We start from the raw sequence: 15,088 nt of genomic DNA on the forward strand, positions 1-15,088 counted from the left end.
AAAGCGCATTCCGAAAAGTGTGCAACGGTTTTCGGAGTCAAATGCGCGACCAAACAGAAAATCAGAGCATGGTTCCGATCCAACGGGAGCGGAACCATGCTCTGCACCATCATGGCTGTCCTGACAAGGACATCCGCATCAGCCTAACCCCACGTTTCGCGCACGCCCTTGCGGCGGGCGAGGGCGTGGGAAATGGCGTTGGCGCGCGGCGGGATTTCGGCTGCCGGCTTGCCGAACAGCCAGCCCTGACCGTAGCCGATGCCAAGATCCTTCGACAGGCGCACCATGTCTTCGTTCTCGATCATTTCGCCGATGCAGTGGCATTTCAGTTCCTGGCACAGGATGCTGAGCGAGTGGATCAGGGCCTTCTGGCGCGGCTGGGTGAGGGCTGTCTTCAGGAAGGGACCGTCGATCTTGATATAGTCGACGTCGAAGCGGCGCAGGTAATTATAGGCCGCCGCGCCAGAGCCAAAATCGTCGAGGCAGATCTTGTAGCCGCGGCGGCGCAGGTCGGCGAGGAAACGCGCGGCGTCCTCGACATCCTCGACCACGTGGGATTCGGTCAGTTCGAACATCAGGCGGTTTTTCAGCGACGGCTCGGCCTTGAGGCGCGCGCTGAGGCGGTCGCGGAACTGCGCGTTCTGCACCGACAGGCCGGACAGGTTCACCGCGATGGATTCGCCGGGATAGTGTTTCAGCGCCGTGATCGCCTTGTCGCAAACGGCCAGATCGAACTCGACCGCCAGCCCGACCTGTTCGGAAAAACGCACCGTGTCGTAGGAATCCATGCCGCCGGTAAAGCGCAGCAAAGCCTCGTAGTGCTGGACTTCGCGTGATGCGATGTCCACGACCGGCTGGAAATGCAGATTGAACTGCCCGGCGGCGAGGATGGCCTTGACACGGGCATACTGGTCCACCGCGGCGTTGATGGCCGCATTGAGGCTGTTCTGCAGGTCCTGGCCGTCAAGCGAGGCGCTCTTGGTGAACTTGTCCACCACGTAGGACAGGGCCTTGGCGACGCTGTCCTCGCTGAGATTGGCGGTATCGAGCGACAGGGTGACGACGCTGGAAGAGACCCGATCCTTTTTGACGCCGGCATTGGTCAGCACCTGCTGGATGTCGCCCATCAACTGGTCTTCGCTGACCGCGTCAGGGCCTTGGCCGGCCACCACGCCGAATTCTTCATTCCCCAGACGCGCGGCGGTGCCGGTCGGACCGGACGAGGCGCGCAGCAGGGCGCCGATTTCGCCCATGAGCTGCTCCGAGCGCGACTGCGGCATCTCTCCCATGGCATCGGTCAGACCGTTGAGACGGATGAGTTGCATTTCCTTCAGCATGGCCGCGCCGGAACCGCTGTCGCCCGGCTTGATCGAGCGCGACGCCATGTGTTGAAAGTCGCACATGTCGAGCAGGCCGGATACGTCGTCGCGCGCGGGCAGGGCGCGCGCCAGCGGCTCGGACAGAACGGTGATGGTGAGGTAGGTGTGCTGGCGGTCGGGCAGGTAGCAGGCGCCGAGATTGACGTGCAGCGGCTTGCGCCCTTCGGGTTTCAGGCGCACGGTCGCGGGGTCGAGACGACCGATTTCACGCGTGCGCTTGAGCAGGCGGGCAACCAGATACCGTTCAGAGACTGGGAACAGCGCCTCGATCGATTGCCCTTTGAGAGTCTGGGCGTCTTCGGCCAGAAGCGCATTGGTCGCGCCGACGGTGCGTACGATACGCGACTGGGCGTCCACCTCCACCAGAAGGTCTGCAGCAGCCAGTGAAAAGGCGATATAGCGGTCGCGCTGGGTCTTGTAATCGTCGCGTTCGGGCATGCCGCCAATACTTCCTCACCCGGTTTTATAAACAGCACCGGCACTCACAAACCGCTAAATAAGCATGCAAAACTTAATAAAGCTTCTGCACGCGTCTCTTTGGCGCATGGGGCCGCATACGGATTGACAGTACAGACTTGTCTGTCACAATCCGGACGTATCTGACACGGAGTATGCATCATGTCCGGAGCCAAGACCGGTGTAAAGGACCGCATTCTGCAAACCGCCCTGCCTTTGTTCGCCGGGCAGGGGTTTCGCGCCACTGGCATCGACCGCATCATCGCCGATTCGGCGGTGGCCAAGGCCAGCTTCTACCGGCACTTTCCGTCGAAGGACGACCTGATTCTGGCCTGTCTCGAACGCTGGCACATTTCGCATTTTGCGGCGCTGAAAATGGCCGTGGAGGATGTCGAGGTCAAATCGAGACCGCTGGCCCTATTCGACGTCCTGCCGGAGGTCGTCGAGGCGAGCCTGCGCGGCGACCTGCTGATCACGGCGACGGTCGAGTTCGGCAATGCGCGTCCGGCCATTGCCGACATGGTCGCGTCGGCGCGCCGTCAGGTGCGCGAATGGTTCGAGGTCTTGCTGGGCGAGGCCGGCTATGCCGATCTGGCCGAAGGCCTGTCGCACGAATGGCTTCTGCTCTATGAGGGGGCAATGGTCGGGTCTTTACGCGAAACGCCGGCCCACGCCTCGCGCTGGGCGCGCGCCAATGCCGAGCGCAGCCTGCAGCAGATCCAGCTCAAGCGTTTGCTCAGCAAGACCCTGCCCGGACATTAAGGCGGCGGTCGGCGTCGCCGTTAACACAATCGAAAACGCTGATGTGCCATTTGTCTGACGAGTATCGCGCGTAAAAGACGTGCCGGCAGGACAGAACGACGATGTACAGAATAATTGCGTGTTTGCGCGATCAGCATGACTGGGCGCTGGTTTTGCTGGCAGCCGTCGTATGTATAGCTGCGTCTTTCACGGCCCTGACCCTGGCCCGCCGCGCCCGCGCTACTGAAGGCCGCGAGCGGCTGCGCTGGATCGGCATGGCGGGCCTCGCCGCCGGTTTCGGCATCTGGGCCACGCACTTCATTGCCATGCTGGCCTATAATGCCGGCGTCGCCACGGGCTACGACCTCCCCAAGACCTTTCTGTCGCTGATCATCGCCGTGACCCTGACGGGGAGCGGCATCGCCCTGGCTGTGTCGGAAAACAAGGCGCTGTGGCGCGGCGTCGGCGGCGCATTGCTGGGGCTGGGCGTCGCGGGTATGCACTATACGGGCATGTCGGCGGTGATCGCGCCGGCACAGTTGCATTGGCATTCGGATATGGTCGCCGCGTCGGTCCTGATCGGCATGGCGTTGGGTGCAGCCGCCCTGTGGCTGGCGACGGGTTCTTCGCGGCATGGACTGTGGGGCGGCAGCCTGCTGATGGTGCTGGGCATCGTCGCACATCACTTTACGGGCATGGGTGCGCTCGACGTAACGCCCGATCCGCGCATCGCCACGGGCGGCCTCATGCTCAATCCGGGCAGCATGTCGATTACAGTGGCCGTCGTCGCTGTGACCGCGATGGGCTTCTGTATCATGAGCCTGCTCCAGCGTCAGCAGTTCGAAGCCGCGGTCGCCGCCAACGAGCGCCACATGCGCATCCTGATCGATTCCGTGCGCGACTACGCCATCTACATGCTCGATCCTCAGGGCCGCGTCACCAACTGGAACGCCGGCGCGCAACGCTTCAAGGGTTATGAAGCTTCGGAAATCGTGGGCCAATCTTTCGAGGTCTTCTTCCCGGAAGCCGATCGTCAGGCCAACCGCCCGCAACAGATATTGCAAACGGCTCTGGAGCAGGGCCGCTACGAAGAAGAGGGACAGCGCGTGCGTAAGGACGGCACGCCCTTTCTGGCTCACGTCGTTCTGACCCCCATGTACGAGAGCGACGGCTCCCTGATCGGTTTTGCCAAGGTGACACGCGACATCACGCAACGCCGCGCCGACCGTGAAAAGCTGGTGCGCACCACGCACAATTTTGACACGGCGCTCCGTCACATGTCGCAGGGGCTGAGCCTTTACGACTCCGAACACCGTCTCGTTTTCGCCAATCCGCGCGTCCTGACCATGTTCGGCAATGATGCGGAAATGACCATGCCGGGCACCTCTTTCCGGGATATTTTGACGAATATCCTGCGTCGCAACGGGGCGACCGAGGCCCATATCGAAGCCCGCTACCGCGCCCACATGGACCTGATCGCTCAGCCCGAAGGCGGCACGCTGATCTCCGAATTCGCCAACGGCACCGTCCTTTCGATCACGCACCGTCCCATGCCGGAAGGCGGCTGGGTCTCGACGATCGATGACGTTACGGCGCGCAGACAGGACGAGGCCCGTATCGCGCATATGGCGCGGCACGACGGGCTGACCGGCCTGCCCAACCGCGAACATTTCAATCAGCACGCCGACCGCGAGCTGGAGCGCGCCCTGCGCGCCGGGCATAAGGTGGCGGCCGTGGCTATCGACCTTGATCGCTTCAAGGAAATCAACGATATGCGGGGTCATGCCGCCGGTGATCAGGTTCTGAAGATCATTGCCGAACGCCTGCAGATGCTGTGCGACGACTCAGAATTTGTGGCCCGCATCGGCGGCGACGAGTTTGCCTGCGTCAAACACTACACCGATCCGCGCGAGTTGAGCGACTTCGTCAGCCGTGTGCACGACGCCCTGCATCAGCGCATCGATCTGGACGGCTTCGAGCTGGCCACAGGCGGCTCCGTCGGCGTCGCCACCTATCCCAACGATGCCGATGGCCGCGAGCCGTTGATGAATAACGCCGATCTGGCGCTTTACCGCGCCAAGTCGCAGCCGCGCATCGCCGGTCAGGAAACGGTCTGTTACTACGAAGCCCGTATGGACGAAGCCGCGCGCGACCGCCGCGCCCTGGCCAAGGACCTGTGGCAGGCCATCGCGCGTGATGAGTTGCGCGTCCACTATCAGGTGCAGAAATCCGTCACCTCTCAGGCCATCACCGGCTACGAAGCCCTGCTGCGCTGGCAACATCCCCAGCGTGGTTTCGTCAGCCCGGTGGACTTCATTCCGGTGGCTGAGGAATGCGGCGCCATCCTCGAAATCGGCGAATGGGTGCTGCGCACGGCCTGTGCCGAGGCGGCGTCGTGGAACAACGACGCCAAGGTGGCCGTGAACCTGTCGCCGGTGCAGTTGTCGCATCCCGATCTGGTCGGCATGGTGCACGCCATCCTGATCGAAACCGGCCTCTCGCCGCAGCGTCTGGAGCTGGAAATCACCGAGTCGACCATTATCGGCGACAAGACCCGCGCCCTGCACATCCTGCGTCAGATCAAGAGTTTCGGCGTCACCATCGCTATCGACGATTTCGGCACCGGTTACTCGTCGCTCGATACGCTCAACGCCTTCCCGTTCGACAAGATCAAGATCGACCGGTCCTTCCTGATGGAGGCCGAACAGAGCCCTCAGGCGCGCGCCATCATCCGCGCCATTCTGGCGCTGGGCAAGAGCCTCGAAGTGCCTGTGCTGGCCGAGGGCGTCGAGACCATCGCGCAACTGGAACTGCTGCGCAGCGAAGGCTGCGACGAGGCGCAGGGCTACTATTTCGGCCGCCCCGCCGCCCAGATTCTCGACGAATCGTCGTCGGCCCGTCTGAGCGCCTGATCCCGGTTGAAGAATTCGGCAATTAAATCGCAGGGTCTGCGACGGATTCATATCCGGCTACCGTAACAGACAGCGGTGCACATCCTGTTCTGGCCGCAAGCGGGCCCCCTCTTGGCGCTTGCGGCCGTTTTTTTCTCTCCGGCTTGTCAGTGCTCATCAGGGACTTGTCAGGGGAAGGGATGTGAGCCAAGACACCTGACCACAGACGTCGCCTGACCAAGGGTTTCCATGCTGTCCCGCTTCTTTATCGACCGTCCCATCTTCGCCTGGGTGGTGGCCATCGTCATCATGCTGGCCGGTCTGCTTTCGATCCGTACACTGCCCGTCGAACAATATCCCGACATCGCCCTGCCGCAGGTGCGGGTGAACGCCTCCTATCCGGGGGCGTCGGCCAAGACGGTCGAGGATTCGGTGACGCAGATCATCGAGCAGGGGATGACCGGTCTCGATCGCCTGAAGTATATGACGGCGTCGTCCTCGGACAGCGGATCGGCCAATGTGACGCTGGTCTTCGAAGCCGGGACCAATATCGACACGGCCCAGGTGCAGGTGCAGAACCAGATTCAGGCCGTGATCAACCGTCTGCCGCAGGACGTGCAGGCGCAGGGCGTGCGGGTCAACAAGGCCTCGAACAACATGCTGCTGGTCATCTCGCTCTATTCGACCGACGGCTCGCTGACCAATGCCGACCTTGGCGACTATCTGGTCTCGAACATTCAGGACACGCTGGCGCGTGTTGACGGGGTGGGGGAAACCAATGTGTTCGGTTCCGGCTACGCCATGCGCATCTGGCTCAATCCGGAAAAGCTGGTCGGCTATAATCTGACGCCCGCCGACATCGTCACCGCCATTCGAGCCCAGAACGCGCAGGTCTCCGCCGGTCAGCTTGCGGCGCAGCCGACGACCGACGACATCGCGCTCAACGCCACCATCACCTCTCAGTCGCGCCTGACAACAGCGGCGGAATTCCAGAACATCATCGTCAAGAGCGACGCGTCGGGCGCCACCGTCTATCTGCGCGACGTCGCCCGCGTCGAACTGGGGCAGCAGAATTACGAGTCGATCAGCCGCATCAACGGCCAACCCGCCACCGGCATCGCTATCAGTCTCGCCACAGGCGCCAATGCGCTGAAAACGGCTGATTTGGTCAAGGCCGAGATGGAGACGATGTCGAAGGCCTTCCCCAAGAATATCGCCTACGCCATCCCCAACGACTCGACCGACTTCATCAAGCTGTCGATCAAGGAGGTGGTGAAGACGCTGATCGAAGCCATTGTACTGGTCTTCATCGTCATGTTCCTGTTCCTGCAGAACTGGCGCGCCACCATCATCCCGACCATCGCGGTTCCCGTTGTGCTCCTGGGGACACTGGGGATTCTGGCGGCCTTCGGCTATTCGATCAACCTTCTGACCATGTTCGGGCTGGTTCTGGCCATCGGCCTCCTGGTCGATGACGCCATTGTCGTGGTGGAAAACGTCGAGCGCGTAATGCACGAAGAGGGGCTCGATCCCAAGGAAGCCACGCGCAAATCGATGGATGAAATCACCGGCGCGCTGATCGGCATCGGCCTCGTTCTGGCCGCCATGTTCGTGCCCATGGCCTTCTTCGGCGGCACGCAGGGCATCATCTATCGTCAGTTCTCGATCACCATCGTTTCGGCCATGGCCCTGTCGGTTCTCGTCGCCCTGGTCCTGACGCCGCCGCTCTGCGCGACCATTCTCAAGCCGATCGACCACGAAAAACACGCTGAAAAGAAGGGCTTCTTCGGCTGGTTCAACAAAAGCTTCAACGCCGCCAGCCACGGCTATATGCGCAGCGTCGGCAAAATCGTCGGCAAGCCGCTGCGCTATCTGGCCATCTATGGCGTGGTTATCGTCGCCTGCGCCATGATGTTCCGCGTCCTGCCGACCTCCTTCCTGCCGGACGAGGATCAGGGCTTCATGCAGGCCATCGTGCAACTGCCCGTCGGCACCACCAGCAAGACGACCAACGAGGTGGTGAAGAAGGTCGAGGCCTATCTGAGCAAGGACCCGACCGCGCGTTACGTCTTTGCCCGCGTCGGTTCCAACGGTCAGAACCAGGGGCAGGTCAATATCCGCATGAAGCCGTTCGAGGAGCGCGGCACAAGCGACCTGCGCGTGCCGGCGGTGATCGAGCGCGCCCGCAAGGAATTCGCCAAGCCCGAATACCGCAATGCCCGCGTCATCCCCACCCAACCGCCGGTCGTGCGCTCATTGGGCGACGCATCGGGCTTCTCCTTCGTCATCAAGGACGTCGGCGGCGTCGGCCCGCAGGCTCTGCTGGCGGCGCGCAACGACTTCATCCGCCGCGCCGAAGGCGATCCGCGCCTGGGCTCGGTGCGCTCCGGCGGACAGGACCTGACGCCGCAGCTCAAGATCGACATCGACAAGACCGCGGCCGGCGCCATGGGAGTCAGCGTTTCCGACATCAACGCCATGCTCTCGGCGGCGTGGGGCGGCTCCTACGTCAACGACTTCATCGACCGTGGCCGCGTCAAGCGCGTCTATGTGCAGGCCGATACGCCCTACCGTATGCGTCCGGAAGACCTGAACCGCTGGTACGTGCGCAACAGAGACAGCGCCATGGTGCCCTTTTCGGCCTTCGGCTCCAGCCGCTGGCAGTCGGGCACGCCGACGCTTGAGCGCTACAACGGCTCGCCCTCGACGGGGGTGCAGGGCGCGACGGCGGAAGGCGTGTCGTCGGGCGACGCCATGGCCGCCGTCGAGGAACTGGCCGCCGATCTGCCGCAGGGCACGGCGATCGAATGGACCGGCCTGTCGTTGCAGGAACGCGAATCCGGCGCGCAGGCCCCGGCGCTGTACGCCCTGTCGGTGCTGGTCGTCTTCCTGCTGCTGGCGGCTCTGTACGAGAGCTGGACCATTCCCTTTTCGGTCATTCTGGTGCTGCCGCTGGCGGTGCTGGGGGCTCTGGTGGCGACCTGGGCACGCGGTCTGGACAACGACATCTTCTTCCAGGTCGGGCTTCTGACCACGATCGGCCTGTCGTGCAAGAACGCCATCCTCATCGTCGAATACGCCCGAACGCTTCAGGAGCGCGGCATGGGACTGATCGACGCCACGCTGGAAGCTTCGCGTATTCGTTTGCGTCCGATCCTGATGACCTCGTTCGCCTTCACCTTCGGCGTCCTGCCGCTGGCCTTGGCCAATGGGGCGGGCTCCGGCGCGCAGCACGCCATCGGCACCGGCCTGATCGGCGGCGTCCTGTCGGCGACCCTGTTGGCCATCTTCTACATTCCGCTGTTCTTTGTGCTGGTGCAGAAGCTGTTCAACCGCAAGTACCGCAACGAAGTCAAATCGGCCTAGGCTCGTTACGCGCCCCTTTACGTTCACTCGTCCCCGTTTTAGGTTGCCGATGCAACCGTCAGCATTTGGGGGCAGGGGACGTAATATGACAGGCGAAATCGAAGCGGTTGCGGATGTGGCGACGGGGACCTTGGCCGCGCACGCTGTCGATGGCGGCGAAGGCGGCGGGCATGGGCGCGGCAACTGCCTGAACTGCGGTGAAAAGCTGACTGGTCCCTATTGTCACGCCTGCGGCCAGGCGGCGCACACCCATCGCACCCTGATGGGCTTCGGGCACGACATACTGCACGGCGTTTTTCACTTCGAAGGCCGTTTCTGGCATACGATTCCGCTGCTGGTCGCCAAGCCGGGCGAACTGACGCGCCGCTATATCAACGGCGAGCGCATCCGGTTTATCTCGCCCGTGGCGCTGTTCCTGTTCATGGTGTTTCTCACCTTCGCCGTGCTCAACTTCGGGCCGGGCGTCGATGTCAATACTGGCATTCGCACGGCGGCGCATAAGACCGAGATCGCCAATACGCAGGCCGAGATACGCACGCTGGAGGCTGCGCGCCGTACGAAGCTTGCCGACGGTCGGGGGGCGGACGCCATAGACGCCCAACTCAATGCCAAACGCGAGACTCTTGAACAACTCAGGGCAGGTCAGATCGTGACCGATGGCGCGCTCGATCCCGGGTTCGAGGCCAAGATGCATACAGGCGTGAAGCCCATAGACAAGGTGATCCATAAGGTCGCCCAGAACCCCAACCTGTTCGTCTACAAGCTCCAGTCCTCCGCCTATAAGTTCCTGTGGCTGCTCATCCCCATTTCGCTGCCCTTCATCTGGCTGATGTTCGCCTGGCGGCGCGATGTCGCCCTGTACGATCACGCCGTCTTCGCCACCTATTCGCTGTCGGCCATGATGCTGCTGATGATCGTCCTGCACCTGCTGTCGCTGATCGGCCTGCCGGACGTCATAGGCAACTGGGCGCTGGTGCTGGCGCCCCCCTTTCACATGTACCGGCAGCTACGCGGCGCCTATGGCGTCAGCCGGTTCGGCGGTTTGTGGCGGGTGGTCTTTCTTTTGGTCTCCGCCGGCATCTCGTCTGTCATCTTCGCTCTGGTGCTTATCCAGATGATGATGGGGCACTAGATCCTTATGTTTTCTTATGGAAACATAAGGATCTGGATTTTGTTTACGCCCTCGCCGGGCGGTGGCTCCGCCACCTTTGCCGCCGCCGCAATGGCGGCTTGAGCGGAATGATCCCATCAGAAATCATTCCGCTCAAGCGCATTTGACTCCGAAAACGGAAGCCCCTTTTAGGAGTCAAATGTGTGTCTAAACAAAGTTTAGAACGCGTGTCACCAAGTTCAGACCCAAGCCGATTCCAGCGCGATTCAGGTGCGACATATCCGGCCCACTTAAACGAAAAACCCCCTGCACTACGCGGCGCAGGGGGCGAAAGACCTGATCGGACAGACGCTTTTAGTCGAGCCTGACCACGACCACCGACTTGGCCGGAATAGTCAGTTCCAGAACATTGCCCTTCACCTTGCCGCCCTTGAACGCGGCGAGCGAGATGGCTTCCGGCTGGCCCGGCACGTTATGGGCGTCCATCTTGTCAGCGGTCAGGATGTCGCCGGAGACGGTCCTGGCCTTCAGCGAGCCGAGGTTGATGTTCAGCACATAGCCTTCGGTCAGGTTGGTGTTGGCGACGCCGATATAGGTTTTGCCGTCCCTGGCCTTGGCGGCCGTAACGTTGAACGCCGGATAGGCCTGCTCCTTGCCCTCCTTGTCCTTGCCCAGCAGCGACGGGGCGGCGACATCGAGCGGGATCAGGGTCGCGTCCTGGAACGGCACATACATTTTGTAGGCGTAATAGGTCGGAGTCAGGGCCATTTTTTCCTTGTCGGTCAGGATAACGGCCTGCAGGACGTTCACGGTCTGAGCGATGTTGGTCATCTTCACGCGCTCGGTATAGCGATGGAAGATGTTGAAGTTATAGGCCGCCACGATGCCGTCGCGCAGGGTGTTCTGCTGATAGAGGTGACCCGGATTGGTGCCGGGCTCGACGTCGTACCAGGTGCCCCATTCATCGACATAGAGCGCGATGCGCTTCTTGGGGTCGTGCTTGTCCATCGCGGCCATGTGGTCGCGGATGATCTTGTCCATGCGGGAGGTCTGATAGAAGGTGGAATACCACTGATCGACCGGGAAGTTGGTCGCCGGGCCCTTCTTTGACCAGTTGGCGGTCGGCAGGGTGTAGTAGTGCAGCGAAATGGCGTCCATGCGCTTGCCGGCGCTGCCGACCACCACGTCGGTCCAGTTTACATCGTCGGCGTTCGAGCCGGACGCCACGCGCACGGCGGGATTGTCCGCGCCCTTATGGAAGAAGGCCGAGAAGCGGCGATATTCGTCGGCGTAGTATTCCGGGCGCATTTCGCCGCCGCAGCCCCAGCTTTCGTTGCCGATGCCGATGAAGGGCACCTTGAAGGGCTTGTCATGGCCGTTGGCGCGGCGCTCCTTGGCCAGATCGTCATCGCCGGGCGAGGTCATGTACTCGATCCATTCGCGCATCTCGGTCGGGTTCGACGAGCCGACATTGACCGCCAGATAGGCTTCGGAATTGGTCTGCTCGACGAAATCGAAGAATTCGTGCGTGCCGAAGGCGTTGCTTTCGGGCGTGCCCCCCCACCAGTTGTTCTTACGCGACGGACGACTGGAGCGCTCACCGATACCGTCGCGCCAGTGGTATTCGTCGGCGAAGCAGCCGCCGGGCCAGCGCACGTTCGGCATCTTGATGGCTTTCAGCGCCGCCACAACGTCGTTGCGTATGCCCCGCGTATTGGGAATGGGCGAATCCGGTCCGACCCAGATGCCTTCATAAACGCCGAGGCCGAGGTGTTCGGAGAACTGACCGTAGATATGGCGCGGAATTTCCAGGCCGGGCTGATCCGGTTTCAGCGTGGCGTCGATCCGGACCGGCGCGGCCAGAGCGGCGGAGGCCGAACAGCCGATAGTGGCCGTCAGCGCCAGCGTCGTAAGTGTCTTCAACATGGGCTTACCTTTGTGCAGTCGTTTCTTATGATTAGGGCCGTTCAAGCGTTACTACGGAATGCGCGGGCACAGCGACGCTCAGGGTGTTGTCCTGATGCCAGTTCCGTTACATAGGGCGATTTGGTGGCGATTAGGGCGATTGGGGTTAGCTCACGCGCCCTAACATATCCTGCGTCCTCTTGCTTTTTATTGTCCTACAATTAGCACGCGATAAGGCGAAATCAACCGCTTTTCCACGCCCGTCAGTGCCGGGAAAACGATTGTATCGATGGTCACTTTTTAATGACGCCCTTTTGAGACCCGCGTGAACGCTCAAAAGGCTAGGATTGAGCATGTTCCGAAACGTGTGAGGCAGGGTCACCTGCTCGAACGCCCTCTCGGATCGGGGTGCGCGATTCGTTTCATAGACGTTTGTTCACGGGCGTTTTGTGCGCCGCCCACTTCGCATCGCAATACGGGAGCGGGCTTTAATAATGGCATCCTTATGGCTCTTTCGGCCATTTTGGGAGGCAATCCGAGGCGGTGAGACCACTGGTTTGGCCCGCCGCTGAACGGCCCGCTTCGCGGCCTGTGGCTTCGCGTCTTCGAAGCCTGACAAAAAAGACGGCGACTGACATATGATCCTACCTGACCGGCTGGACGCGCGGGCGACTGCGCTGTTTCTGGATATCGATGGCACTTTGGCGCACATTCGCCCGCGTCCTGAAGACGTCGGCCCCGATGTGCGGCGCAACGACCTTTTGAAGCGCGCGCGCCGCGTGCTGACCGGACGGCTGGCCATTCTGTCCGGCCGGTCCATTTCCGAAATCGACTACATTACCGGGAACAGCGTGCGGGCCGTCGCCGGTGTGCACGGACTGGAGCGTCGCGACGCCGAAGGCGAGCGCCGCGACCACATGCTGACCGACGAGGTGCGCCACGCGCTGGATCAGGCGCTTCTGGTGCTCACCGCTCTGGCGGAACAGAAGCCCGGCGTCCTGATCGAGACCAAGGGCAAGTCAATCGGCGTGCACTATCGGCTCAATCCCGACGCTGAGGGTATGGTCAAGACCATCACCTCCAACCTGGCGCAAAATTCGCTGCTGGTGCTGCAACTGGGCGACCGCGTGGCCGAACTGCGCGCGCCGGGCCCGGACAAGGGCGACGCGCTCCGGGCCTTCATGAACGAAGCGCCGTTCGAGGGCTTCACGCCGGTGTTTGTCGGCGACGATCTGACCGACGAGCACGCCTTCCGGGCGGCGGCGCAAGGGGGTGGCTTCGGCATCCTGGTCGGTGAGCCGCGTGAGACAGCGGCCCGCTTCTGCCTGCCCAATGTGCAGGCTGTGCTGGACTGGCTGGAAGCGGGGGTGACGCATCATGCCTGATCAGTCCGCGTCTATCCCGGTCGCTGCGACCGATGCCGAACCGCGTAAAAACCCGCTGAGCCACACGCTCGACCTCGGCCTGATCGGCAACGGCACGGTATCGGCGCTGATCGACGATAGAGGCAACTGGGTCTGGGCCTGCGTGCCGCGCTTCGACGGCGATCCGGTGTTCAGCAACCTGCTCAGCGGCGTCGAAGCGACCGATGCAGCCGCTGAAGGTGTGTGGGCCATCGACCTGATCGGTCTGGCGCGCGCCGAACAGGTCTATGAGCGCAACAGCGCCGTCCTGCGCACCGTCCTGACCGACGAAAAGGGCGCGCAGCTTGAGATTCTCGACTTCTGCCCGCGCTTTCGCCACCATGAGCGTCAATACCGTCCGGTGGCCTTCTGCCGTCTGATCAGGCCGCTGGCCGGCGCGCCGCGCATCTGTATGCGTTTGCGCCCCATGCGCGATTATGGCGCGACGCGGGCCCCGCACTCCTTCGGCTCGAACCATATCCGTTTCTTGGGCGTCGACACCGATCTGCGCCTGACCACCAACTGCCCGATTTCGCACCTTCTGAACGCGCGCACCTTCCGGCTGGAAGAGACGATGGCCTTCTTTCTGGGGCCGGACGAGCCGTTTTCGACCGGCATCCTGCAAGGGGTGCGCGACATGTACGAGCAGACCGACGCCTACTGGAAGCGCTGGGTGCGCACCCTGTCCCTGCCTTTGGAATGGCAGGACGCCACCATCCGCGCCGCCATCGCGCTCAAACTGTGCGTCTATGAAGAGACCGGCGCCATCGTCGCGGCCATGACCACGTCCATCCCCGAAGCGCCGCATTCCGGCCGCAACTGGGATTACCGTTACTGCTGGATCCGCGACGCCTATTATGTGGTGCAGGCCCTGACGCGGCTGGGGGCGGTCGATATTCTCGAAAACTACCTGAAATACCTGCGCAATATCGTCGATCAGGCGGGCGAGGGGCCGATTCAGCCCGTCTATGGCATCGGGTTCGGCCCGGAACTGCCGGAAACCGAAGCGGCAGCGCTGCCGGGCTATTGCGGCATGGGGCCGGTGCGGATCGGCAATCTGGCCTATATCCAGCACCAGCACGACGTCTACGGGCAGATCGTCCTGTCCTCGGTCCACGCCTTCTTCGATCAGCGCCTGTTGCAGCCGGGCACGCCGACCGACTTCGCGGCGCTGGAAAAGATGGGCGAGCGGGCGATGGAGGTCTTCGACAAGGCCGATGCCGGCCTGTGGGAATACCGCACCCTGTCGAACATCCACACCTATTCGGCCCTGATGTGCTGGGCGGCCTGCGACCGGCTGGAAAACGCCGCTCTGGCCCTGGGTCTCGATGACCGTGCCGAGGTGTGGCGCGCCCACGCCCTGACCATCCGCGAGGCGATCGAGACGCGGGCCTTCTGCGGTGAAGGCGGCAGTTTCAGCGCCTGTTTCGACCACGCGCAACTGGATGCCAGCCTCCTGCAGATGATCGACCTGCGCTTCCTCACGCCCGACGATCCGCGCCACCTGGCGACGCTGGCGGCGGTCGAGGCGGGCCTGCGCCGGGGCGAACACATGCTGCGCTACGCCGTGCCGGACGATTTCGGCGAGCCGGAAACGGCCTTCAACTTCTGCACCTTCTGGCTGATCGAGGCCCTGCATCACGCCGGCCGCAGCGACGAGGCGCGCACCCTGTTCGAAGGGATGCTGAGGCGGCGGACCTCTGCCGGTCTGCTGTCGGAAGACACCGCATACGACGACGGCCAGCTCTGGGGCAACTATCCTCAGACCTATTCGCTGGTCGGCATTATCAACTGCGCCGGGCTGCTCAGCCGCCCGTGGCGCGATGTCAGGTAAGG

General features: G+C 62.6%; 8 protein-coding genes. 6 read left to right on the forward strand and 2 right to left on the reverse strand.

The features are described from left to right. Positions 1-143: 143 nt before the first annotated feature. Positions 144-1,817 (reverse strand): EAL domain-containing protein, encoded by a 1,674-nt coding sequence (locus LH365_RS16075; protein WP_226745576.1) that lies wholly within the window; start codon positions 1,815-1,817, stop codon positions 144-146. Between the two features lie 180 nt (positions 1,818-1,997). Here LH365_RS16075 and LH365_RS16080 point away from each other — a divergent pair, with 180 nt between their 5' ends. From LH365_RS16080 to LH365_RS16095, 4 genes are all read left to right on the forward strand, one after another. Beyond that, positions 1,998-2,597 carry a TetR/AcrR family transcriptional regulator gene (locus LH365_RS16080; RefSeq protein WP_226745577.1) on the forward strand — a complete coding sequence of 200 codons (600 nt, stop codon included), beginning with the start codon at positions 1,998-2,000 and terminating at the stop codon, positions 2,595-2,597. Between the two features lie 122 nt (positions 2,598-2,719). Beyond that, entirely contained in the window at positions 2,720-5,488 is a 2,769-nt protein-coding gene (locus LH365_RS16085; RefSeq protein ID WP_226745578.1) for an EAL domain-containing protein, read from the forward strand. 228 nt (positions 5,489-5,716) lie between these two features. Beyond that, on the forward strand, positions 5,717-8,833 hold the full coding sequence (locus LH365_RS16090) for an efflux RND transporter permease subunit (protein ID WP_304502304.1): 3,117 nt from the start codon (positions 5,717-5,719) through the stop codon (positions 8,831-8,833). A gap of 85 nt (positions 8,834-8,918) precedes the next feature. Continuing rightward, positions 8,919-9,965, forward strand: coding sequence for a DUF3667 domain-containing protein (locus LH365_RS16095; RefSeq protein WP_226745579.1), 1,047 nt, complete (start codon positions 8,919-8,921; stop codon positions 9,963-9,965). Positions 9,966-10,298: 333 nt separating this feature from the next. On the opposite strand, the gene LH365_RS16100 is transcribed toward LH365_RS16095, so the two are convergent. Continuing rightward, positions 10,299-11,870, reverse strand: coding sequence for an alpha-N-arabinofuranosidase (locus tag LH365_RS16100; RefSeq protein WP_226745580.1), 1,572 nt, complete (start codon positions 11,868-11,870; stop codon positions 10,299-10,301). 617 nt (positions 11,871-12,487) lie between these two features. On the opposite strand from LH365_RS16100, the gene otsB reads away from it, so the two are divergent. Both otsB and LH365_RS16110 read left to right on the forward strand, forming a co-directional pair. After that, positions 12,488-13,234: a trehalose-phosphatase gene (gene otsB / locus LH365_RS16105; protein WP_226745581.1), complete on the forward strand. Its 747-nt coding sequence runs from the start codon at positions 12,488-12,490 to the stop codon at positions 13,232-13,234. After that, a complete protein-coding gene (locus LH365_RS16110; protein ID WP_226745582.1) occupies positions 13,227-15,086 on the forward strand; it encodes a glycoside hydrolase family 15 protein in 1,860 nt (619 codons plus the stop codon). Before otsB ends, LH365_RS16110 begins: the two co-directional genes overlap by 8 nt. Positions 15,087-15,088 lie beyond the last annotated feature (2 nt).

This window comes from Asticcacaulis sp. AND118 (genome assembly GCF_020535245.1).
GTDB lineage: Bacteria > Pseudomonadota > Alphaproteobacteria > Caulobacterales > Caulobacteraceae > Asticcacaulis.